General features: G+C 72.2%; 20 protein-coding genes and 1 pseudogene. 11 read left to right on the forward strand and 10 right to left on the reverse strand.

From position 1 onward, the window contains the following. Positions 1-85: 85 nt before the first annotated feature. Entirely contained in the window at positions 86-775 is a 690-nt protein-coding gene (locus tag KY5_RS22845; protein WP_098244007.1) for a M23 family metallopeptidase, read from the forward strand. A gap of 28 nt (positions 776-803) precedes the next feature. On the opposite strand, the gene KY5_RS22850 is transcribed toward KY5_RS22845, so the two are convergent. Further along, positions 804-1,385: a TetR/AcrR family transcriptional regulator gene (locus KY5_RS22850; RefSeq protein ID WP_098244008.1), complete on the reverse strand. Its 582-nt coding sequence runs from the start codon at positions 1,383-1,385 to the stop codon at positions 804-806. A gap of 150 nt (positions 1,386-1,535) precedes the next feature. Between KY5_RS22850 and KY5_RS22855 the strand changes: the two genes are divergently transcribed. The 3 genes from KY5_RS22855 to KY5_RS22865 all read left to right on the forward strand — a co-directional run bounded on the left by KY5_RS22855 (position 1,536) and on the right by KY5_RS22865 (position 4,243). Further along, positions 1,536-3,161, forward strand: a complete 1,626-nt coding sequence (locus KY5_RS22855) for an MDR family MFS transporter (RefSeq protein ID WP_098244009.1) — start codon at positions 1,536-1,538, stop codon at positions 3,159-3,161. Positions 3,162-3,270: 109 nt separating this feature from the next. Then, positions 3,271-3,711 carry a helix-turn-helix transcriptional regulator gene (locus KY5_RS22860; RefSeq protein ID WP_199843188.1) on the forward strand — a complete coding sequence of 147 codons (441 nt, stop codon included), beginning with the start codon at positions 3,271-3,273 and terminating at the stop codon, positions 3,709-3,711. Between the two features lie 85 nt (positions 3,712-3,796). Beyond that, a complete protein-coding gene (locus KY5_RS22865; RefSeq protein ID WP_098244010.1) occupies positions 3,797-4,243 on the forward strand; it encodes a VOC family protein in 447 nt (148 codons plus the stop codon). 72 nt (positions 4,244-4,315) lie between these two features. On the opposite strand, the gene cseC is transcribed toward KY5_RS22865, so the two are convergent. The 5 genes from cseC to KY5_RS22890 all read right to left on the reverse strand — a co-directional run bounded on the left by cseC (position 4,316) and on the right by KY5_RS22890 (position 8,929). Further along, complete coding sequence (cseC, locus tag KY5_RS22870; RefSeq protein WP_098244011.1) at positions 4,316-5,680, reverse strand: two-component system sensor histidine kinase CseC; 1,365 nt, start codon at positions 5,678-5,680, stop codon at positions 4,316-4,318. 73 nt (positions 5,681-5,753) lie between these two features. Beyond that, on the reverse strand, positions 5,754-6,467 hold the full coding sequence (gene cseB, locus KY5_RS22875; RefSeq protein WP_098244012.1) for a two-component system response regulator CseB: 714 nt from the start codon (positions 6,465-6,467) through the stop codon (positions 5,754-5,756). Positions 6,468-6,552: 85 nt separating this feature from the next. Then, positions 6,553-7,149, reverse strand: a complete 597-nt coding sequence (locus tag KY5_RS22880) for a hypothetical protein (RefSeq protein ID WP_418952808.1) — start codon at positions 7,147-7,149, stop codon at positions 6,553-6,555. A gap of 38 nt (positions 7,150-7,187) precedes the next feature. Further along, the gene (locus KY5_RS22885; RefSeq protein ID WP_055552579.1) at positions 7,188-7,727 is read right to left on the reverse strand and encodes a SigE family RNA polymerase sigma factor; all 540 of its coding nucleotides are present in this window, start codon (positions 7,725-7,727) and stop codon (positions 7,188-7,190) included. Between the two features lie 251 nt (positions 7,728-7,978). After that, complete coding sequence (locus KY5_RS22890) at positions 7,979-8,929, reverse strand: A/G-specific adenine glycosylase (protein ID WP_098244014.1); 951 nt, start codon at positions 8,927-8,929, stop codon at positions 7,979-7,981. A 157-nt stretch (positions 8,930-9,086) separates the two neighbouring features. Between KY5_RS22890 and KY5_RS22895 the strand changes: the two genes are divergently transcribed. Both KY5_RS22895 and KY5_RS22900 read left to right on the forward strand, forming a co-directional pair. Further along, positions 9,087-10,688, forward strand: coding sequence for a sensor histidine kinase (locus KY5_RS22895; protein WP_234362824.1), 1,602 nt, complete (start codon positions 9,087-9,089; stop codon positions 10,686-10,688). A gap of 47 nt (positions 10,689-10,735) precedes the next feature. Beyond that, entirely contained in the window at positions 10,736-11,362 is a 627-nt protein-coding gene (locus tag KY5_RS22900; protein ID WP_098247416.1) for a response regulator transcription factor, read from the forward strand. Between the two features lie 298 nt (positions 11,363-11,660). Here KY5_RS22900 and KY5_RS22905 read toward each other — a convergent pair. Next, positions 11,661-12,296 (reverse strand): annotated as a pseudogene (locus KY5_RS22905) (phosphatase PAP2 family protein); the annotation flags it as partial. A 194-nt stretch (positions 12,297-12,490) separates the two neighbouring features. On the opposite strand from KY5_RS22905, the gene KY5_RS22910 reads away from it, so the two are divergent. Continuing rightward, a complete protein-coding gene (locus KY5_RS22910) occupies positions 12,491-13,309 on the forward strand; it encodes a hypothetical protein (RefSeq protein ID WP_098244015.1) in 819 nt (272 codons plus the stop codon). A gap of 346 nt (positions 13,310-13,655) precedes the next feature. Here the strand turns inward: KY5_RS22910 and disA are convergent, their stop codons facing one another. Both disA and radA read right to left on the reverse strand, forming a co-directional pair. Further along, on the reverse strand, positions 13,656-14,780 hold the full coding sequence (gene disA, locus KY5_RS22915; RefSeq protein ID WP_055547974.1) for a DNA integrity scanning diadenylate cyclase DisA: 1,125 nt from the start codon (positions 14,778-14,780) through the stop codon (positions 13,656-13,658). Between the two features lie 101 nt (positions 14,781-14,881). After that, on the reverse strand, positions 14,882-16,300 hold the full coding sequence (gene radA / locus KY5_RS22920) for a DNA repair protein RadA (RefSeq protein WP_098244016.1): 1,419 nt from the start codon (positions 16,298-16,300) through the stop codon (positions 14,882-14,884). Between the two features lie 181 nt (positions 16,301-16,481). Between radA and KY5_RS22925 the strand changes: the two genes are divergently transcribed. Further along, on the forward strand, positions 16,482-18,251 hold the full coding sequence (locus tag KY5_RS22925; RefSeq protein WP_234362825.1) for a BACON domain-containing protein: 1,770 nt from the start codon (positions 16,482-16,484) through the stop codon (positions 18,249-18,251). An 86-nt stretch (positions 18,252-18,337) separates the two neighbouring features. Here the strand turns inward: KY5_RS22925 and KY5_RS22930 are convergent, their stop codons facing one another. Next, positions 18,338-19,174 (reverse strand): hypothetical protein, encoded by an 837-nt coding sequence (locus tag KY5_RS22930; protein WP_098244018.1) that lies wholly within the window; start codon positions 19,172-19,174, stop codon positions 18,338-18,340. A gap of 71 nt (positions 19,175-19,245) precedes the next feature. Here KY5_RS22930 and KY5_RS22935 point away from each other — a divergent pair, with 71 nt between their 5' ends. From KY5_RS22935 to KY5_RS22945, 3 genes are all read left to right on the forward strand, one after another. Next, positions 19,246-20,178, forward strand: a complete 933-nt coding sequence (locus KY5_RS22935) for a Ppx/GppA phosphatase family protein (protein WP_098244019.1) — start codon at positions 19,246-19,248, stop codon at positions 20,176-20,178. 94 nt (positions 20,179-20,272) lie between these two features. Beyond that, a complete protein-coding gene (locus KY5_RS22940) occupies positions 20,273-21,097 on the forward strand; it encodes a sugar phosphate isomerase/epimerase family protein (RefSeq protein WP_098247417.1) in 825 nt (274 codons plus the stop codon). Further along, complete coding sequence (locus tag KY5_RS22945; protein WP_234362826.1) at positions 21,094-21,702, forward strand: TetR/AcrR family transcriptional regulator; 609 nt, start codon at positions 21,094-21,096, stop codon at positions 21,700-21,702. The genes KY5_RS22940 and KY5_RS22945 overlap by 4 nt, the downstream gene beginning before the upstream one ends. Positions 21,703-21,831 lie beyond the last annotated feature (129 nt).

Below are 21,831 nucleotides of genomic sequence, written 5' to 3' on the forward strand. Positions count from 1 at the left end.
TGCCCCCCTCGGTCGTCGCGTCAGGCGCCACCGCAGCCGTCAACGCAGTCGTCATCGCAGTCGTCACACCCCGGAGGACATCCCCATGTCGCAGCGCACCACCTCCCACCGCCCCCGCCCGTCCCTGCTCCGTACGCGGGCGGCCGTCGTCGCCGCGGGCATCGGGGCTTCGGCGGTTCTCGGGGCCGGGGTCTCGGTCGCCGCGGACGGCGCCAAGAGCGGTGGCGCGCTGCCCGGTGTCACCGTGAACTCCCTCCAGGCGCAGGCCGCCGCCCAGGCCAAGGCCGCCGACAAGGTGCGCCAGGACGTGGCGAAGAAGGCCGCCGACGCCAAGCGCGCCGCGGCCGCGCGGGCCGCCGCGTGGATCGACCCGGTCAAGAACTACACGCTCTCCGCGACCTTCGGCCTCGGCGGGAACATGTGGGCCCACAAGCACTCCGGCCAGGACTTCGCCGTCCCGGTCGGCACCCCGGTCTCCTCCGTGCACGGCGGCACCGTCGTCAAGGCGGGCCCCAACGGCGCGGGTGACGGCCCCGCGTACGGCAACGCCGTCGTGGTGAAGCACGGCGACGGCACGTACTCCCAGTACGCGCACCTCTCGCAGATCGACGTCCGGGTGGGCCAGGCGGTCGGCACCGGCCAGCGCATCGCGCTCTCCGGCAACACCGGCAACTCCAGCGGTCCGCACCTGCACTTCGAGATCCGTACGACCCCGAACTACGGCTCGGCCGTCGACCCCGTCGCCTTCCTGCGCTCGGCGGGCGTGACGGTCTGACCTTCCCGCGGCTCGATCCGCGCCGGGCTCAGCCGCCCGTGTGCGCCCGCGTCACCAGATCGATGGCGACCTCCAGGATGGCCTCGCGCTTCTCCTTGGGGTCGCCTTCGGCGTCCTTGAGCACGAACATTCCGGCGTGCATGGTGAACAGCGCGCTGAAGCACCGCACCTGGTCGGCCATCGGGGCGTCCGGGTCCTTGAGGATCTCGTGCAGCCCGAGCATCCGGTCCTTGAAGCTCGCGCCGGACTTCAGGTCGCGCATCGCCGCCTGGTTCTCCTGCATGAAGCGGAAGAGCGGTGCCGCGTTGATCAGGATGGCGCTGTAACGGGTCAGCACGTCCTTCTTGGTCTCCAGGGAGACCGGCTGCGGCTGTGCGTGACCCCATGCGATCAGCTCGTCGATCGGCCCCGTGAGGTCGTCGAAGATGCTGGTCAGGATGTCTTCCTTGGTCTTGAAGTGGTAGTAGAGCGCCGCCTTGGTGACGTCCAGCTTCTCGGAGATCTCGCGCAGGGACGTCTTCTCGTAGCCCTGCTCGGCGAAGAGTTCGAGGGCCACGTCCTGGATGCGCTGGCGGGTGTCGCCGCGCCGCTGCTGCTTGCCTGTGCCCATCGGGGTGCTCCTCGACTCCACTCATCACTCACGCCGTCGTACGCGAACTTACTTGACGCCCGGCTAGTTACGGGTCTACCTTCCCCAGTGTAGTCAACTTGCCGGGCGGCAAGTAAGTAGCAGTACGGCGACGACCGGGGAGTGGAAATTATGGCGGGGACACCTAAAGCGTCACTGGAGAAAGCGGGGGCGGCCGGGACCACGGCCGAGTCCGGGCCGCAGCCGCGCAGCGTGCGCGTCGTCCTGATGGCGCTGATGATCACGATGCTGCTCGCGATGCTCGACAACATGATCGTGAGCCCCGCGATGCCGACGATCGTCGGCGACCTCGGCGGCATGGCGCACCTGTCGTGGGTGGTCACGGCCTACACGCTGGCGACCGCGGCCTCGACGCCGATCTGGGGCAAGCTCGGCGACATGTACGGGCGCAAGGGCGTCTTCCTCACCTCCATCGTGATCTTCCTGGCCGGTTCCGTACTCAGCGGCATGGCCCAGGACATGGGGCAGCTCATCGGCTTCCGCGCGATCCAGGGGCTCGGCGCGGGCGGCCTGATGGTCGGTGTCATGGCGATCATCGGTGACCTGGTGCCGCCGAGGGACCGCGGCAAGTACATGGGCATGATGACCGGCGTCATGGCGGTCGCGATGATCGGCGGACCGCTGGTCGGCGGCACCATCACCGACCACCTCGGCTGGCGCTGGGCCTTCTACATCAACCTGCCGCTCGGCGCCGTCGCGCTCGCCATGGTGACCGCCGTCCTGCACCTGCCGAAGAAGAAGGCGCAGGGGCGCATCGACTACCTGGGCGCCGTCCTGCTGACCGTCGGCATCAGCTCGCTCGTGCTCGTCACCACCTGGGGCGGCTCCGAGTACGCCTGGAGCTCGGCCGTGATCATGGAGCTCATCGGCATCGGCGTCGCCTCGCTCATCGGCTTCCTCTTCGTACAGAAGAGGGCCGCCGAGCCGATCATGCCGCTGCACATCTTCCGCAGCCGCAACTTCTCGCTGATGTCCGTGATCGGCTTCATCACCGGCTTCGTGATGTTCGGCGCGATGCTCTTCCTGCCGCTCTTCCAGCAGTCGGTGCAAGGCGCTTCGGCCACCAACTCCGGGCTGCTGCTGCTTCCGCTGCTGCTCGCGATGATGGCCGTCTCGATGGTCGCGGGCCGGGTCACCACCGCCACCGGCAAGTACAAGATCTTCCCGATCGTCGGCACCGTGCTGATGATCACCGGGTTCTACCTGCTCTCCCAGATGGACACGGAGACCACGCGGTTCACCTCCGGCCTCTACATGGCCGTCCTCGGCGCGGGCATGGGCTTCCTGATGCAGATCACCATGCTGGTGGCGCAGAACAGCGTCGAGATGAAGGACATGGGCGTCGCCTCGTCCTCGGCCACCCTCTTCCGTACGCTCGGCTCCTCCTTCGGCGTCGCGATCATGGGCGCGCTCTTCAACAACCGCGTCCAGGACGTCATGACCGAGCGGGCCGGGTCGGTCGGCGGCCAGGCCACCGAGGCGACCTCGCAGCCGACCGCGGACAAGCTGGCGCAGCTGCCCGACGTGGTCAGGGACGCCTACCAGCACGCGGTGACGGCCGGCACGCACTCGGCCTTCCTGCTGGGCGCCGCGCTCGGTGCCGTCGCGCTGATCGCCGCCTTCTTCGTGAAGGAGACGCCGCTGCGGGGCTCGGGCCCCGCGGACAAGAAGCCCGTCGGGGACGCGGAAGGGGACTCCGCGAAGGTGGTCAGGGAGCCGGTTGCAGAGGCCGTCTGATCCCGTAGGACCGCCCTCCCCGGCGGACAACGGCCCCCGGTGCACCGCGCACCGGGGGCCGTTGTCAGTGGCGCGTGCCAGCATCGGGGGTGTGGAGAAACTGCGGCAGATGCGCCGTGCCAAGGACGCCATGGACCGTGACTGGGCCGATCCGGACCTCGACCTCGGCGCGGTGGCGGCGCACGCCGGTTACTCCCGCTATCACTTCGTCCGCGTGTTCAAGGAGGTGTACGCGGAGACGCCGGGGCAGTACCTGTCGCGCCGCAGGATCGAGCGCGCGCAGGACATGCTGCGCTCGGCCGACCTGTCCGTGACGGAGATCTGCGTGCTCGTGGGCTTCAGCAGCGTCGGCACGTTCTCGTCGACGTTCAAGCGCAGGACCGGCATGACCCCGAGCGAGTACCGCGGCAGGCACGTGGGGCGCGGGGCCGCGCTCATACCGGGGTGTTACGCGATGTTGTGGGCCGGGGGGTTCCCGGCGAGGGAGCCGGGTCCTGGCGCCCCGGACGAAGGCCCGGGCAAGGGCCGCAATTCTGAAGAAGCGGGCTGAGGGACGCCCTGCCTACGGTGGTCCGGCAGCGCGCGGCACCGCCCCGCACCACTCACCGATCCCCACCGAAGCTCGGGAGCACGCCATGATCAAGGGACTCGCCATCTCCACCGTCTGGGTCCTGGACCAGGACAGGGCCAAGGAGTTCTACACCGAGAAGCTGGGCCTCGAGGTCCGTACGGACCTGACGATGGGCGACGGCGGCATGCGCTGGCTCACGGTCGGCGCCAAGGACCAGCCCGACGTCGAGCTCACGCTGATGGTGCCGGGCTCCCCGGCCATGGACCCCGAGTCGGCGGAGGCCGTCAAGAAGCTGGTCGCCAAGGGCATCCTCGGCGCGGGCGTCCTGGTCACCGACGACGTCCGCGGGGACTACGAGAAGCTGAAGGCCCGCGGCGTCGAGTTCCTCCAGGAGCCGCAGGAGCGTCCGTACGGCATCGAGGCGCTCTTCCGCGACGACTCGGGGAACTGGTTCTCGTTCACGCAGCGCCGCGAGGGCGAGCTCGACCTCGACAAGGAGTGGTCCTGCTAGGACCGGACAGGCCCTGGGGCTGTCCGGTCACAGGTTGTCCGGTCACGGGCTGCCCGGTCACAGGTTGTCCGGTCACAGGTTGTCGGGCAGCTGGAGCATCGGGAAGCTGCCCGTGTTCGTCGGCGCGTGCTCCGGCAGCCACAAGACGGCGACCGCGCCCTCGGCGGGCTCGTCGGGCGAGACACCGGCGGGGCGTACGTTGCGGAACGTCAGCCGCGCACCGAGCACCCGCGCCTGACCCGCCGCGATCGTCAGGCCCAGACCGTGCCCGTGTCCCGCCCGGTCCGTGCTGCCCGTGCGGAAGCGGCTCGGGCCCTCGTCCAGGAGCGCCTCGGGGAAGCCGGGCCCGTGGTCGCGCACCCGGACCACCCGGCCCTCGACGCTGACCTCGATGGGCGGCTTGCCGTGCTTGGCGGCGTTGGCGACGAGGTTGCCGATGATGCGCTCCAGGCGGCGCGGGTCGGTGGTGACCTCCGACTCGTGCACGATCGTCACGGTCACCTCGGTGCTGAGGAGCGCCATCCGCCGGGAGACGAACTCGCCGAGGGTGATGTCCTGGAGCTCGGCGCGCTCGGCGGCCGAGTCGAGACGGGCCACTTCAAGGACGTCCTCGACGAGCGTGCGCATGGCCTGCGCGCGGTCCTTGACCAGCTCGCTGGGCCGTCCGGGCGGCAGCAGCTCGGCCGCCGTGAGCAGCCCGGTCACCGGCGTGCGCAGCTCGTGCGCGATGTCCGCGGTGACCCGGCGCTCGGCTTCGAGGCGCTGCTTGAGCGCGTCGGCCATGGCGTCCACGGCGGAGGCGAGGTCGTCGGTCTCGTCCTTGACCACGCCGCCGATGGAGTCGCGGACGCTCACGTCCGTCTGGCCCTGGGCGACCTCGCTCGCCGCCGTCGCCGCCTTGCGCAGCCGCCGCGACAGCTGCCCGCCGATCAGCACGCCGAGCGCGCAGCCGCCGAAGACGACCGCGATCGACCCGATGACCAGGGCCTGGTCGAGGTCCTTCATGACGGTGGCGCTGCGGTCGGTGAAGCGGGAGTGCAGCGAGAGGACGTGCCCGTCGGCCAGCGGCACGGCCGCCCAGATGTCGGGCGTGCCGTCGGGCTTCTCCTCGACGAACGTGGCGCGTCGGCCCTTGAGGACCTTCTGCCGCAGCTCCTGGGGCAGCTCGGGGTCGTCGACCTTCGTGCCGAACTGGAGGGTCTGGCGCTGGGAGGCGGAGTACAGGCGCAGCGCGAACTGGATGCGCTCGTCCTGCACGTCGCGCGCGTTGTCGAGCATCGAGACTCGCGCCGCGTTGTGGACGACCAGGCTCAGCGCGACCGCGACGAGGGCGCCGACCAGCGCGATCGCCGCGCTGATCTTCCAGCGCACGCCGGTGCGCAGACCGGTTCTGAACATCTCGCGGACGCGCTCGACCGCCCTGTGGGCCCTGTTCATATGTGTCCCCCGAGTACTCCGAGCCGCCCGCGTCCCCCGCGTCGCCGCAGTACGCCGTCCTTCACGCGTCCGTTCACGCCTTGAGCTTGTAGCCGAAGCCGCGGACCGTCTCGATGCGGTCCTGGCCGACCTTGGTCCGCAGTCGCTGCACATGGACGTCGACCACGCGGGTGTCGCCGCCCCAGCCGTAGTCCCACACGCGCTCCAGGAGCTTGTCGCGGGACAGGACGGTGCCCGGCGCGGACGAGAACTCCAGGAGCAGGCGCATCTCGGTCGGCGTCAGGGCCACGGGCGCGCCGTCCTTGCGCACCTCCATGCCCTCCGTGTCGATCTCCAGGTCGCCGAAGTGCAGCACGCCGCCGTCCGCCCCCGCGTCCTGGGACGAGGCGGGCGCCGCCGAGCCGTGGCCCCCCGCGTGCCCGAAGCGGCGCAGGACCGCGCGGATGCGGGCGACCAGGACGGCGCCGTCGAACGGCTTGGTCACGTAGTCGTCGGCGCCCGCTTCGAGGCCGAGCACGACGTCGATGGAGTCGGCACGCGCCGACAGCATGATCACCGGGACCGTGGACTCCTCGCGGATCCGGCGGCACAGCGAGACGCCGTCCATGCCGGGCACCATCACGTCGAGCAGCGCGATGTCCGGCTGGTCGGAGCGGAACGCCTCGAGGCCCGACAGGCCGTCGGGCATGGCGGTCACCTCGAAGCCGTCCCGCTCAAGGGCGAGCTGGGTGGCCTCGCGGATGACGTCGTCGTCCTCGACGAACAGGACGTGGGTCTGTTCTGCCATCGGAAGTCTCAGTCCTTCTCAGTACGTGCTCAGTACGTGCTCGGTGCGTCTCGTGGGACGGTCGGGGCGGTCGGCATGCGGCGGGTCAGTCCGCGTCCGGTGGTGCGCTCGGCTCGGCGCCCACCGAGTTGTTGAAGTCGCTGCGGGTGCGTTCCGTCTCGACGAAGCGGCTCGACGTCCAGTGGTACGTGATCACTTCCTCGCCCGACGGATAGGCCACCGAGTCGCCCTTCTCGTACATCTGCTTGGTCACGACCAGGTCGCCCCTGTCGATCTCGGCGTAGACGGACGCGGGCTCCTCGGCGCTGAAGACATTCTCGTACTTATCGCCTTCGGCGCGATACACGTAGCTTCCGATTCCGACGGCGTCCGCGCAGGTCTGCACGTTCACCACGACATCGGAGGAGGCGCCTCCGGTCAGGTTCCCGTACGTCACGTCGATCGGATACGAGTTTCCGGCGCACGGCTTCAGGTCCCGCTTGATCGCCGTACTCACCTTCGGGTCGTCCTTGACGAGCCGGACCGCGTCGATCTTCTTCGGGGGCACGGCGGCCGAGGCCGTGGGCGAGGGCGAGGTGGAGACCACCGGTTCGCTGCGCGCGGGTCCCTCGTCACGCGCGCCCGCGCCGCCCGTCGAGCAGGCGGCGAGGGAAAGGCCGAGGGCGGCGAGCACGGTCACCACCGTGCTCGCCGCCTTGACGCTTCGTCTGGCCTCAGGGCCTAGGCCGCGCAACGCTCCCGCTCCTCACGTTCGAACGCGCGGGCATCCAGGTCACGGCTCTCCAGCTCCTGGCGGAGCCGGGCGAGTGCCCGGTGCAGCGTGCTCTTGACCGTTCCGGCCGACATGCCGAGCGCGGCGGCCGTCTCCTCTGTGGACATCTGCTCCCAGTGTCGCAGCACGACCACGCTGCGCTGCTTGGGTGCGAGAACCTTCATGATGTCCATCAGGAGCGCGCGGTCGGCGTGCTGCTCCGTGGAGTCTTCCACGGACGCGTCGGGCAGCTGCTCGGTGGGCACCTCTTCGAGCTTGCGGGCGCGCCACCACTCCGTACGGGTGTTGATCATGACCCGGCGGAGGTAGGCGTCCGCGAGGCGCTTGTCGGCTATGCCGTCCCAGCGGCCGTACGTCCGCACGAGCGCGGTCTGCAACAGGTCCTGCGCGTCCACGGGGTCCGGAACCAGGCGCCGGGCACTGCGCAGCAGGGCGTCCTGCCGAGTGCGGACGTACTCTTCGAACTCGAGCACCTCGCCGTGCGCCATATCCAACCGCCTCCGTTCCATCCCCAAATGCGTGACCGCGGCCCTTGCCGAGCGGCACGTCCATGAAGCTACGGAGGCGTTGTCACGAGGTTGTGCGGAGCAGCCAGCGGCGGGCGCACGGCTGTGCGTAGGTTGTGTAACAGAAGTAGGGCGAGCATAAAGATCGCCATGAAACCGCAGGTGAGAAGCGGTCTATGGGCGTTACACGGATCTTTTGGCAGTTATGCGTCTATGCGGTCATGAGCGGTCGATCAGGTGAGCGGCAGCCGGTAGTGCCCGTCCGCCAACGGCTCCACGAGCCCGTCGGCGACCAGACCGTCGAGCGCGCGGGCCCGCTGCACCGGCTCGTCCCACACCCGGTCGAGCGCGGCCTGCGGCACCGGGGCGACGGCCTCGCGCAGCACGGCGAGCAGCTTGCCGCGCACCTGGCGGTCCGTCCCCGCGTACGTCTGGCCGCGCCGTGCCGGACCCTCGTGCGCGGGCTTGCCCGCCGCACGCCAGGCGCACTGCGCGGCGATCGGGCACTTCGCGCAGTCCTCGTTCCGCGCGGTGCAGACCAGGGCGCCGAGCTCCATGGAGGCGGCGGCCCAGCGGGACGCGGTCCGCTCGTCGTCGGGCAGCAGGGCGCGGGCCAGCTTGCGCTCGGCGGCGGTGGTGGCGTTCGGCGGGTACTGCACCCCGCCCACGGCTCGGGCGAAGACCCTGCGCACGTTCGTGTCCAGGACGGCGTGCCGCTGGCCGTACGCGAAGGAGGCCACGGCGGCCGCCGTGTACTCCCCGATGCCCGGCAGCGCGAGGAGCTGGGAGTGGTGCGCGGGGACGTCGCCGCCGTGCCGCTCCGTTATGGCGGTGGCCGCGCCGTGCAGCCGCAGGGCGCGGCGCGGATACCCGAGCCGTCCCCAGGCGCGGACGGCCTCGCCGGGCGCTTCCTTGGCGAGGTCGGCGGGGCGCGGCCAGCGGGCGAGCCACTGCTCGTACACGGGCAGGACCCGGCTGACGGGCGTCTGCTGGAGCATGAACTCACTGACCATCACGCCCCACGGCCCGGCGTCCGGGCGACGCCACGGCAGATCGCGGGCGTGCGCGTCGAACCAGGCGATGACGGGGGTGTGCAGGGTCTCACCGGAGGCGTCGGCGGCAAGGCCGTCACGCGCGTCGGCGGCGTCGGGGGCGGTCGGCGTGGGCTTCGTGGGCGCAGTCATGGCAGACCCGATCCTGCCACGGGGGTGGCGGGGGACGACACAACCGCGCGGCTCGGGCGGGGGGTTTCGCGCGCGCCGCGCCGCGGAGTCACCCCTGACGATCGGCAGGGGCGCGCGGGTGAGGGCGGACAGTAGCGTCGGAGGAGTGAACAGGGGAGTGAACAGGGGAGTGCGGCGGCGCACCGGGGACGTGCTCCTCGCGGTGGCCCTCGCCTTGCCGGTCGTGTCCGTGGACCGGCTCGGCCTGAACGAGCCGAGCACGCCCACGTGGCAGCTGTGCGCGCTCGCCGTGGTCGGGTGCGCCGTCGTCGTGCGCAGGACCAGGCCGCTGCTCGCGTTCCTGCTCGCCGCGGCCCTCGGGCTCGTCACCGCCTCCTCCCTCTTCACGCTCTCCTACGGCCCCGCCTTCGCCGTCCTCGCGCTCCTCCTGGGCCGCCGCGCGGACCGCGCCCGCCCCGCCCTGACCGCCTTCGCGGCCATCGCGGTCGCCGGTACGGCCAAGATCGCCGTACGGGACGTGGACCCCGTCGTGGAGTGGCTCGTCCTGATGGGCACGATCGTCTTCGGCGCGGTCTTCCCCTGGCTCGCGGGCCGCTACTGGCGCCAGGCGCGCGAACTGGCCGCCGCGGGCTGGTCGCGGGCCGACCAGCTGGAGCGCGAGCAGCGCATCGTCGCCGACCGGGCGCGGCTGCGCGAACGGGCCCGCATCGCCCAGGACATGCACGACTCGCTCGGCCACGAACTGAGCCTGATCGCCGTCCGCGCGGGCGCCCTCCAGGTCGCCCCCGGCCTGGCACCCGAGCACCGCGACGCGGCCGCCGAACTCCGCGCCGCCGCGTCCGACGCCACCGGCAGGCTGCACAGGATCATCGGCGTACTGCGCGACGAGGGCGACGAGCGGGCCCCGCTGGCCCCCGTGGGCGAGAGCGTCACCGCGCTGGTCGAGCGCGCGGCGGGGTCGGGCCTTGAGATCACGTACGTCCCCGGCGAGGAAGCGGCCGAGGGGCCGGGGGAGACGACCGGGCGCACCGTGTACCGCGTCGTCCAGGAGGCCCTGACCAACGCGGCCAAGCACGCGCCGGGCGCCCACGTCACCGTCGAGATCGCGCACGACGCCGACACGACGACGGTCACCGTCACCAACGGCCGCCCCGGCGCGCCCGTTTCCCCCTCCTCCCGCGCGCCGCTGTCCGGCGGCGGCTCGGGCCTGCGCGGTCTGCGCGCCCGCGTCACCGACCTCGGCGGCACCCTGGACGCGGGCCCGCACGGCCAGGGGTTCCGCCTCACCGCGCGCCTCCCCGCCAGGAGCGCCGACCCCGTGGCGGCGCACCCCGAGGCCCGTCTCACCCATGCGCGCCGCCGCACCCTGCTGGCGTTCGGCGCCGCCGTGGCGACCGGGGTGCTGCTCGTCGGCGGGACCTTCGCCTGGTACGCGTACTCGCGTACGCACTCGGTCCTCGACCCCGCCGACTACGCCCGGCTGCGCGTCGGCGAGAGCCGCGCGGAGGCCGCCGGGGTGCTGCCCGAGAGGACCGTCTCCGACCCGCCCCTGGAACGCGCGCCGAGCCCGCCGCCCGAGGGCGCCGAGTGCCTCTACTACCGGGCCGACGGCAGACTCTTCAGCGCCGTACGGCACTTCAGGATCTGCTTCGGCGGGGACGGGCGCGGTGGCGGGGAACGCATCGTGGACAAGGCCGTGATCCCCACGGCGAGCGACAGGGACGAGTTCCGGGAGGAAGAGAAGGAGTGGGTGCGGTGAACGGGGTGAACGGGGCGATCAGGGTCCTGCTGGCCGACGACGAGGCGATGATCCGTGCGGGCGTGCGGGCGATCCTCGCCGCGGGCCAGGACATCGAGGTCGTCGCGGAGGCCGCCGACGGCCGCGACGCCGTCTCGCTCGCGCAGGCCCACCGACCGGACGTGGCGCTGCTCGACATCCGCATGCCGCGCCTCGACGGGCTCGCCGCGGGCGAGGAAATCGTCCGAACGGTGCCGGGGACGGCGGTCGCCATGCTGACGACGTTCTCCGAGGACGCCTATGTGGCACGGGCGTTGAGCGGCGGAGCCACCGGATTCCTGCTGAAGTCCGGCGATCCGCACGAACTCATCGCGGGCGTACGGGCGGTGGCGGACGGCGCCGCCTTCCTCTCGCCCAAGGTCGCGCGGCACGTCATCGACGGCTACGGCGCGCGGCGCGTGGGCCGCGGGGCCACCGCGCGGGCCCGCGTCGGCGCCCTCACCCCGCGCGAACGCGAGGTGCTCGGCCTGGTCGGCGCGGGCCTGTCCAACCCGGAGATCGCGGCCCGGCTGCACCTCGTGGAGGGCACCGTGAAGGCGTATGTGAGCGCGGTCCTCGACCGGTTGGAGGTCAAGAACCGCGTCCAGGCGGCGATCGTGGCGTACGAGGCGGGGCTCGTCCCCGACGCGGACTGAGCCCTGCCGGGGCGGGTGGTCAGCCGTTGTGCTGGTGGGGGTCCTGGCGAGGGTCGTAGCGCGGGTCGTGCCGCGGGTCGTGCCGCGGGTCGTGACGCGGCAGGGCCATGGTGGGGTTGTCGGCCGGGGGCGTCCAGGCGGCGGGCTGCTGGTCCCGGTACTGCTGGTCCTGGTACTGGCCCTGGTCCTGGTACTGCCGGTTCTGACTGTCGTACTGCTGCTGGTGTTGCGGGTGCTGATACTGCTGCTGAGGGTGTTGCGGGGCGTGCGGGGGCGTGTCGGGGGCGCCCGAGCCGTGCCGTCCGCGCTGCGCCGCAGTGCCGTACGCCGCGGGACCGGGCCCCGCGAACCACCGCACGATCCCCGTGGACGAGCCGCGCATGGCGTCGAAGAGCCGGGCCGTGGGGCGCGTGCAGATCCGTACGAGCAGGAACGCGATGAGCGCGCCGAGCACCAGACCGACCGCGACGTCGTGGGGGTAGTGCACGCCGACGAAGACCCGCGAGAACGCCATGAGCACGGCCATCGGGACCGTCAGCGCGGCGATGCGCGGCCAGGCGAGCGCGAGGCCGATGGCGGCGGCGCCCGCGATCGTCGAGTGGTTGCTCGGGAAGGACCAGTCGCCGTGTGGCGGGCACTCCACGAGCGGCGTCAGCGCGCCGGAGACCGCCCGGCAGGGCCGCTCCTCGTCGATCACCGACTTGAACAACTCGCTGCACACGTACGCCACCGCGGTGACCAGCGGAGCGAGCACCGCGACCGCCACGGCGCGGGACTCCCCGCTCCTGGCGCGCCACCAGGCGACGATGAAGAGCACGCCGAAGAGCAGCAGCCCGAGCTCCGTCCACACCTCCGCCAGGTGCTGGAACCACGAGGGCGTGTCGTGGGCGAACTCGGTGATATCGCGGTAGAGATCGTCGGTCATGGTGTCCATGATTACGGACGGTACGGAGTGCGGCCGAATCGTCACATCTGGCGATCGACCCGTCACGCACCCTGACGATCGGCAGGGTCCGGAGCCGTGCACGGGGGTGTAAGGGGCGGATCCGGGATGATGATCCGCAAACTTTGTCGCTCAGGGCGGCGGGTGGGGCAGGAGAAGTGCCGGATCTCTCGTAAGGTTTGGGCGTGGGATCTCTGCGCAATCCGGTCGGGCCGCTTCCCTCCACCATCTACTGGCGTCGGAGGGCCGTTCTGCTGTCCGTCCTCGGACTTCTGGTGCTCCTCGTCGTCTGGGTCGTCGTCTCCGGCGGCGGAGGCGGGAAGAACAGTGCCGACGGTCCTGGCGGCAACGGACCCGCCACCTCCATCACTCCAGGACCTTCCGAGTCCGGACCCGCCATCAGCCAACACCCGGGCGGACGGGACGAGTCGAGCGAGGGCTCGGGGTCGTCGGGGTCGGGCTCGGGGTCGGACTCCGGGTCCGGGTCGGGTGGCGGCTCCGGCGGGTCCGAGGGTTCGGGCTCCGGCGGTGGCGGCGGATCCGACGACGGCGCGAAGGGCGGTGGCGGCTCGGGCGACCGGCTGCCCGCCGGGTCGCGCCTGCCGAACTGCGTGGGCGGCGACGTGAAGTTGAAGGTGCGCAGCGTCCAGAACACGTACGAGATCGGCGAGAAGCCGAAGTTCGAGCTGATCGCCGACAACAGCGGCAGCAAGGCGTGCAAGCTCGATCTCGGCGGCAAGGGCACGGTGCTGACGATCACTCAGGCCGACGGCGACAAGGAGTTCTGGTCCTCCGACGACTGCCCGGCCGGTGGCGGCAGCCTGCTGCTCCGGGTCCCGGCGGACGGGCGCGTCACGCACGCGGTCGAGTGGGACCGCCGGGCCAGCGAGCCCCAGTGCGCGACGCCCGCGGCGGGGGCGGCGGCGCCGGGCACGTATCTCGTGGAGGCGAAGGCGCCGGGGCTCGGGGCGGCGCGGGCGTCGTTCGTCTTGGAGAAGGACTAGTCCCTGCGGGGCTTGAGCGGTTGTCTCTCCCTCGGCACGAGGGCCCGGGTTCTGTTGAGTTGTGCGTTCTGCTTCGCGGGGGCGGGCGTCTTCCCGCGCTCCGCGCGGCCTTTTCCCGCCCACCCACCCGTTGCTCCGCACCGGGCGGGCGAGGGTAGGAGCCCGGCGGAATGGGTGGGTGGGTGGGGAGAACCGCCGCGAAGCGGCTGGAGTCGCGCTTGCGGAGTAGGAGGGCCCCGGCGCGGGCCGGACAGGCCCCGTGGGGCAGCCACGCCACCCGGCGCCGAGGAGGAGCCGCAGGCAGGGGCCACGGGGGCACCAGCCCCGTGCCCGTCAGCGCCGAAGGCTAGACGTAGCGCTCCAGGATGGAGGATTCCGCGAGGCGCGACAGACCCTCGCGGACGCTGCGGGCGCGGGCCTCGCCGACGCCGTCCACCGTCTGGAGGTCGTCCACGCTCGCGGCGAGCAGCTTCTGCAGGCCGCCGAAGTGCTCCACGAGGCGGTCGATGATGGCCCCGGGCAGCCTCGGCACCTTGGCGAGCAGCCGGAAGCCCCGCGGGGAGACCGCGGAGTCCAGCGCCTCGGGAGAGCCCGTGTAGCCCAACGCCCGTGCCACCGTGGGCAGTTCGAGGAGCTCGGCGTGGGTGAGGGAGTCCAGCTCGGCGAGGGCCTCGTCCACCGTGCGCGAGCGCTTGGCGGTCGGCTCGGGCACGTAGTCCCTGACGACCAGCTCGCGCTCGGGCTCCACGCCCGCGATCAGCTCGTCCAGCTGGAGGGTGAGCAGACGGCCGTCCGTGCCGAGCTCCACCACGTACTCGGCGATCTCCGTGGCGATGCGGCGGACCATCTCCAGGCGCTGGGCGACCGCCGTGACGTCCCGCACGGTCACCAAGTCCTCGATCTCCAGGGCGGAGAGCGTTCCCGCGACCTCGTCGAGACGGAGCTTGTAGCGCTCCAGGGTGGCGAGCGCCTGGTTGGCACGGGAGAGGATCGCCGCGGAGTCCTCGAGGACGCGGCGCTGACCGTCCACGTACAGCGCGATCAGGCGCATCGACTGGGAGACGGAGACGACGGGGAAGCCGACCTGCTTGCTCACCCGGTCCGCCGTGCGGTGCCGCGTGCCCGTCTCCTCCGTGGGGATCGTCGGGTCCGGCACCAACTGCACGCCGGCGCGCAGGATCTTGGTGATGTCCTTGTCGAGGACGATGCCGCCGTCGAGCTTGCACAGTTCGCGCAGGCGCGTCGCCGTGAACTCGACGTCCAGGATGAAGCCGCCCGTACACATCGACTCGACCGTCTTGTCCCAGCCGAGGACGATCAGTCCGCCGGTGTTGCCGCGGAGGATGCGCTCCAGGCCGTCGCGCAGTGCCTGGCCGGGCGCGACAGCGCTCAGGGAGGCGCGCATCAGCCCATCGGCACCGGAGCTTCCGCCGGGCTTGCCGGGGTTCGCTGCCCGGTCGTTGGCTGCCACTGCACTCCCTCGGTCGCAGGTTGTCCTGGCCTCTGCCGCACGCTTGCCGCGTACGGAGCGCACTGCCTGCTTCGTACGGTTGGGCGAGACCAGGGCAAAGTCTACCGGCGGTCTTCCTCCTCCCGTGGGGCCTCTCGGCGACGGGACCTCGGAAGGACACGCAGTGCGTCCCCCATGTCGGCGACTTCGATGACCTTCATACCGGCGGGGATCTTCCCGGGATCGGCGGGTACGAGGGCGTGGGTGAAGCCCAGGCGGTGCGCCTCCGCCAGTCTGCGCTGGACGCCCGTGACCCGTCTGACCTCGCCCGCCAGGCCCACTTCTCCGATCGCGACGAGATTCTTGGGCAGCGGGGTGTCGCTCGCGGCGCTGGCCAGGGCGAGCGCGACGGCGAGGTCGGCCGCGGGCTCGGTGAGCTTCACGCCGCCGACCGTCGCGCTGTAGATGTCCCGCTTGCCCAGGGCGGTGATCCGGCCGCGCTGCTCCAGGACGGCCAGCATCATCGAGACGCGGGAGGTCTCCAGGCCCGAGGTGGTGCGGCGGGGGCTGGGGATCTGCGAGTCGACCGTGAGCGCCTGGACCTCGGCGACCAGGGGGCGGCGGCCCTCCAGGGTGACGGTCAGACAGGTGCCGGGGACGGGCTCGGCGCGGCGGGTGAGGAAGAGGCCGCTGGGGTCGGCGAGGCCGGTGATGCCCTCGTCGTGCAGCTCGAAGCAGCCGACCTCGTCCGTCGTCCCGTACCGGTTCTTGACGCCGCGGACCAGGCGCAGACGCGCGTGCCGGTCGCCCTCGAACTGCAGGACCACGTCGACGAGATGCTCCAGGAGGCGGGGTCCCGCGATCGCGCCGTCCTTGGTGACGTGGCCGACGAGGAGCGTGGACATGCCGCGCTCCTTGGAGGCGCGGATCAGCGCGCCCGCGACCTCCCTGACCTGGGCCATGCCGCCGGGCGCGCCGTCGATCTCGGGCGAGGCGACGGTCTGGACCGAGTCGAGGACGAGGAGGGAGGGCTTGACCGCGTCGAGGTGGCCGAGGACGGCGGCCAGGTCGGTCTCCGCGGCCAGGAACAGGTGGTCGTCGATGGCCCCGATCCGGTCGGCGCGCAGCCGGACCTGGCTCGCCGACTCCTCGCCGGTCACGTAGAGCGTGCGGTGCTCGTCGCTCGCCGCCTTCGCGGCGACGTCCAGGAGCAGCGTGGACTTGCCGACGCCCGGCTCGCCCGCGAGCAGCACCACGGCGCCGGGGACCAGACCGCCGCCGAGCACCCGGTCCAGCTCGGGCACGCCGGTGCCGCGCGCGGTGGCCTGACGGCCGTCGACCTCGCCGATGGGGACGGCGGAGGAGGTGACGCGGCCGGGGGCGGTGGTGCGGACGGCGGGCGCGCCGTACTCCTCGACCGTGCCCCAGGCCTGGCATTCGGGGCAGCGGCCGAGCCACTTGGCCGTCTGCCAGCCGCACTCCGTGCAGCGGTAGGACGGGCGTTGCTTCCCGGTGTTGCCGGATTTCGTGCGGGCAGCCATGGTCGAAACCGTAACCGAGCCCACTGACAACGCGGTCCGCCGTTGCTCGCCCCGCGTACGAGCCAAGGCCACGGAATGAAGGGTTCCTGTCCCCTTTTGAGGGATCTGTTCACCCGTAAGGATTAAATGTGCTCAAGAGGGCGGAAGCGGCCTGCATCATCCGCCTAACTTCGCACGGGTGATGAGCAGCAGGTCGGAAACCCCCGCGAACGCAACCGGCGCACACCGGGCGCACCGTGACGCGCGCAAGCGCGTGGTGCCCCGGCCGGCGCCCCGCACGACTCCGCCCGCGCGCTACGAGCCGTGTCTTGACGGCCTGTTCACGTACTGCCTCTCGGTCCTCTGCGACCACGACGCGGCGACCGCAGCCCTGGGGGACGCGCTGCGCCTCGCCGAGCGCAGGGGCTCGCGCGGCCCCGAATCCGAAGGCGAACTGCGGGCCTGGCTCTACGCGCTCGCGCGCTGGGTCTGCCTGCGCAGGCTCGCCGAGGCCAAGCGGAAACGCCAGGGCGTGCACGCGGCGGGGGCAAGCACATCGCGCGCCGGCGCGCCCGGATCCGCCACCGCCGATCCGCGCGCCCCCAAGTCCTCCGACGCAACCTCTTTGTCGGAAGAGGGGGAAGGATCGGAGGAGGCCGAGCGGCACCGCCGCCGCGAACTCGCCCAGCTGGCCTGGCCCGAGGCCGCGGGCACCACCCCCGAGCAGCGCGAGGCGCTGGAGCTGGCCGTGCGCCACCAGCTCGCCCCCGCGGAAGTCGCCGCCGTCCTCGGCCTGGAGCCGACGGAGGCCCGCGACCTGCTCGCGTCCGCCGCCTGCGAGGTGGAGCGCACCCGGGCCGCGCTCGCCGTCGTGGAGACCGGCAGCTGCCCCATCGTCGCCCGCCTCACCGGCGACAACCAGCTCCTCCTCGGCACCGCCCTGCGCCGCGAGCTCGTCCGGCACGTCGACGACTGCCCGCGCTGCCGCCGCACCGCCGAGCGCGCGGGAGCGGGCGCCTGGCCGGGCACGGCGGTCACCCCTGCCGCGCTTCCCGTCGTCGAGGCCCCGCGGCCTGCCCTGCACAGGGCGATGGAGCACGTCCCACGCGCGCGTGGCGGCGGTCCGCGCTACGACCGGCGCGGATTTCCGATGGACCCCAAGGACCACGCCGCGCGCCGCGACCGGCTGCGCGCGCGTGCCGTCACCACGACGGTCGTCGCCACCGTCGTGGCCGCGCCGGTGCTCGCCCTGTGGGCCGCCTACCGGGGAGCGCCGCTGACCGGCGAGGGCCACGACGGCCGCTCGGTCACCGCGAGCGAGGCGGACGACCGGGACGGGAGCGGCGGCGACCACCCGCCCGGCTACGAGAACGCGGGCAACGCGCGTACGGGCCCCGACTCCCGCTTCACCGCGGGCAGCCGCTCGCCCGACGTCTCCGTAGAGGTCATCAGCGGCGGGGGCGCGCCCTCGCGTTCGACCACGGGGCCCGGACGCCTCACCGTGGAGGCACAGCCGAGCGGCGACACGACCCTCATCACGCTGACGGCGTCCGGGGGTTCACCGGTGTGGTGGTCGGCGAGCGAGGGTGCGTCCTGGCTCTATCTGAGCCGGTCCTCGGGAACGCTCGCGCCGGGGGAGTCGTTCACGATCCAGGTGTACGTCGACCATGACCGCGAGCCGTCGGGGCACTGGCGGGCACGGGTGTCCATCGCGCCCTCGGGGGCGGTCATCTCCATCGACGGGTTCGGGCGCGGGGGGCTGCCGCCCAGTCATCCCGGGCCTCGGCCCACGCCCACGCCCAGTGATCCGGGGCCGTCGGACCCGGATCCGACGCCGACCCCGTCCGACCCCGACCCGACGCCGACTCCCTCTGATCCGGAGCCGACGCCGACGGAGCCGACGCCGACGGATCCCGGGCCGTCCGACTCGTCTCCGCCGCCCAGTGACGGCGGGGAGCCGAGTTCCGGCTGAGCGCGCCGCTGTGGTGGAGCTGTTTCCCGGCTGCGGCGCCGTCGTGGCTTGTCGCGCAGTTCCCCGCGCCCCTTACGGGGCCCCTCCTACCGCTTCGGGTCCGCCGGGTGTGGGGCCAGGAGCGGGAGTTGGGAGGAGAGGCGCTCCTCGCACAGCTCCTCGAGGCGGGCGTAGCCCTTCTTGCCCATCAGTTCGATCAGTTCCGGGCGGTAGGAGACGTACACCGGGTCGCCCGCGCCGTGCGCCGACGTCGCCGACGTGCACCACCAGTGCAGGTCGTGGCCGCCGGGACCCCAGCCCCGCCGGTCGTACTCACCGATCGACACCTGGAGCACGCGCGTGTCGTCGGGCCTGTCGATCCACTCGTACGTCCGTCGCACCGGCAGCTGCCAGCAGACGTCCGGCTTCGTCTCCAGGGGCTCGCGGCCCTCCTTCAGCGCCAGGATGTGCAGCGAGCAGCCCGCGCCGCCCGCGAAACCGGGGCGGTTCTGGAAGATGCACGAACCCTGGTACGGACGGGTCTGGCGGTCGCCGTCCTCGTCCGTGGAGACCCAGCCGCTCTCCCTGCCGACGTCGTGGTGCTGCCAGATGTCGGGCGTGAGCCGCTCGACGAACCCGGCGACCCGCTTCTCGTCGTCATCGTCCGAGAAATGGGCACCTAGCGTGCAGCAGCCGTCGTCGGCGCGGCCCGCCTGGATGCCCTGGCAACCGCTTCCGAAGATGCAGGTCCAGCGAGAGGTCAGCCATGTCAGATCGCACCGGAAGACCTGCTCGTCGTCCGCGGGATCAGGAAACTCCACCCAGGCCCGGGCGAAGTCCAGACCCTTCTCGTCCCGCTTCTTCTGCTTCTCAGGGCCGGTCGGCTTCGTCGACGGCTTCCCCGACTTCGATTTGTCGGTCTTCGCCTTTTTCGTCTTTGGCACGCCTCCAGGGTATGCGCGTGCGGGGCCGCCCGAAGACCGCCGGGGGCCCCATGCGGCGTAGCGTTCCGTACATGAGACTCGGTGTCCTCGACGTGGGGTCGAACACGGTGCATCTGCTCGTGGTCGACGCCCACCCCGGCGCGCGCCCGCTGCCCGCCCACTCGCACAAGGCCGACCTGCGCCTCGCCCAACTCCTCGACCCGGCGGGCGCGATCGGCCCCGACGGCGTCGACCGGCTCGTCGCCACCGTGCGCGACGCGGTGGAGGCCGCCGAGGACAAGGGCGTGGAGGAAGTCCTTCCGTTCGCCACCTCCGCGGTGCGCGAGGCCAGCAACGCGGACGAGGTGCTCGCCAGGGTCAGGGACGAGACCGGCGTCGACCTGAAGGTCCTGTCCGGCGAGGAGGAGGCCAAGCTGACCTTCCTGGCCGTCCGGCGCTGGTTCGGCTGGTCCGCGGGCAAGCTGCTCGTCCTCGACATCGGCGGCGGCTCCCTGGAGATCGCGTACGGCATCGACGAGGAGCCCGACGCCGCGGTCAGCCTGCCGCTCGGCGCGGGCCGCCTCACCGCGGCCTGGTTGCGGCAGGACCCGCCCGACCCCTCCGACGTGCGGGCGCTGAGGCGGCACGCGCGCGCCCAGATCGCGCGCACCGTGGGGGAGTTCACCCGGTTCGGCAACCCCGACCACGTGGTGGCCACGTCGAAGACGTTCAAGCAGCTCGCCCGGCTCGCCGGGGCGGCCCGCTCGGCGGAGGGCCTCTACGTACAGCGGGAGCTGAAGCGGAAGTCCCTGGAGGACTGGGTGCCGCAGCTCGCCGCGATGACCGAGCAGGAGCGGGCGGTGCTGCCCGGCGTCTCCGAGGGCCGGGCCGGGCAGCTGCTCGCCGGGGCGCTCGTCGCGGAGGGCGCCATGGACCTCTTCGGCGTGGAGACCCTGGAGATCTGCCCGTGGGCGCTGCGCGAGGGCGTGATCCTGCGCAGGCTGGACCACCTTCCGGCCTCGTGACGCACCACGTGCCGGGCCACGCGCCGGGCCGGTGGGAGGGGGTGGCGTGAGGCCACCTCCCCCGCGCCGATCCGTGGCCCGTACGCTGTCCCTCGTGGCAGAACCAGTGGTGCGCATCCCGGATGCGAAGGTCGCCCTGTCGACGGCCTCGGTCTATCCGGAGTCGACGGCGACGGCCTTCGAGATAGCGGCACGCCTGGGCTACGACGGCGTCGAGGTCATGGTCTGGACCGACCCGGTCAGCCAGGACATCGAGGCGCTGCGCCGCCTGAGCGACTACCACCGCATCCCGATCCTGGCCGTCCACGCGCCGTGTCTGCTGATCACCCAGCGCGTGTGGTCCACGGACCCCTGGGTGAAGCTCCAGCGCGCGAAGGCCGCCGCCGAGAAGCTCGACGCGTCGACGGTGGTCGTCCACCCGCCCTTCCGCTGGCAGCGGCAGTACGCGCGCGACTTCGTCGAGGGCATCTGGCGGATGGCGGACGAGACCGACGTGCGCTTCGCCGTCGAGAACATGTACCCGTGGCGCTACCGCGACCGCGAGATGCTCGCGTACGCCCCGGACTGGGACGTCACCAAGGACGACTACCGGCACTTCACCGTCGACCTCTCGCACACCGCGACGGCCCGCACGGACGCGATGGACATGATCGACCGCATGGGCGACCGGCTCGGCCACGTCCACCTCGCCGACGGCAAGGGCTCCGCCAAGGACGAGCACCTGGTGCCGGGGCGCGGCACGCAGCCGTGCGCCGAGCTCCTGGAGCGCCTGGCCACGACCAACTTCGACGGGCACGTCGTCATCGAGGTCAACACGCGGCGCGCGATGTCCAGCGCCGAACGCGAGGCCGATCTCGCCGAGGCGCTCGCCTTCACCAGGCTGCACCTGGCATCGGCGGTGCGGGTGCCCCGCTCGTGAGCGCCACCCGTGGCAGGGGGCGGCCCTCCCGTACGCAGTCCGAGGCCGGGCCCGCGACCCGCGACCGGATCCTGGAAGCGGCGCGCGGCGAATTCTCCGCGCACGGGTACGAGAAGACGTCCGTGCGCGCCATCGCCAAGGCCGCCGGGGTGGACCCGGCGCTCGTCCACCACTACTTCGGTACGAAGGAACAGGTCTTCGAGGCGGCCGTCACGGCCACCTTCGCACCCGCGCTCGAAGCGCCCGCCGCGATCGAGGAGGGCCCGCTCGACGACGTCGGCGAGCGGCTCACCCGCTTCGTCTTCGGCATCTGGGAGAACCCGGCGACGCGCGCCCCGCTGCTCGCCGTCGTGCGCTCCGCCGTGAACAACGACACCGCGGCCGCCGTCTTCCGGCGCCTGGTCGCCACCCAGCTCCTGAGCCGCGTCGCCCGCCGCCTCGACCTGCCGGACGCCGAGCTGCGGGCCGAGCTCGCGGCCGCGCAGCTGGTGGGCATCGCCATGCTGCGGTACGTGATCAAGGTCGAGCCGCTGGCCTCGGCGAGCGTGGAGCAGATCGTGGCGCGGGTGGCTCCGGTGGTGCAGGGGCATCTGACCGGGCCCTAGGGGCATCTGACCGGACCCTGAGGCCCACGGATCCGGCGGTCGCTCACCGAGACGGCCGTCCCGCCATCCGGACGGCCTGTCCAGATCGTGGAGCGGCGGCGTACGCTCGGCATCAAGTCATACCTGCCT

Origin of the sequence: Streptomyces formicae (genome assembly GCF_002556545.1) — a bacterium.
Taxonomy (GTDB): Bacteria; Actinomycetota; Actinomycetes; order Streptomycetales; family Streptomycetaceae; genus Streptomyces; species Streptomyces formicae_A.

Bases quoted from the DNA above. Each gene is read 5' to 3' on its own strand.
- radA (WP_098244016.1), bottom strand. From the start codon at position 16,300: ATGGCTGCCCGCACGAAATCCGGCAACACCGGGAAGCAACGCCCGTCC.
- KY5_RS22925 (WP_234362825.1), top strand. From the start codon at position 16,482: ATGAGCAGCAGGTCGGAAACCCCCGCGAACGCAACCGGCGCACACCGG.
- cseC (WP_098244011.1), bottom strand. From the start codon at position 5,680: ATGAACAGGGCCCACAGGGCGGTCGAGCGCGTCCGCGAGATGTTCAGA.
- KY5_RS22900 (WP_098247416.1), top strand. From the start codon at position 10,736: ATGATCCGTGCGGGCGTGCGGGCGATCCTCGCCGCGGGCCAGGACATC.
- KY5_RS22890 (WP_098244014.1), bottom strand. From the start codon at position 8,929: ATGACTGCGCCCACGAAGCCCACGCCGACCGCCCCCGACGCCGCCGAC.
- KY5_RS22850 (WP_098244008.1), bottom strand. From the start codon at position 1,385: ATGGGCACAGGCAAGCAGCAGCGGCGCGGCGACACCCGCCAGCGCATC.
- KY5_RS22885 (WP_055552579.1), bottom strand. From the start codon at position 7,727: ATGGCGCACGGCGAGGTGCTCGAGTTCGAAGAGTACGTCCGCACTCGG.
- KY5_RS22865 (WP_098244010.1), top strand. From the start codon at position 3,797: ATGATCAAGGGACTCGCCATCTCCACCGTCTGGGTCCTGGACCAGGAC.
- KY5_RS22860 (WP_199843188.1), top strand. From the start codon at position 3,271: ATGCGCCGTGCCAAGGACGCCATGGACCGTGACTGGGCCGATCCGGAC.
- KY5_RS22935 (WP_098244019.1), top strand. From the start codon at position 19,246: ATGAGACTCGGTGTCCTCGACGTGGGGTCGAACACGGTGCATCTGCTC.
- KY5_RS22845 (WP_098244007.1), top strand. From the start codon at position 86: ATGTCGCAGCGCACCACCTCCCACCGCCCCCGCCCGTCCCTGCTCCGT.
- cseB (WP_098244012.1), bottom strand. From the start codon at position 6,467: ATGGCAGAACAGACCCACGTCCTGTTCGTCGAGGACGACGACGTCATC.
- KY5_RS22855 (WP_098244009.1), top strand. From the start codon at position 1,536: ATGGCGGGGACACCTAAAGCGTCACTGGAGAAAGCGGGGGCGGCCGGG.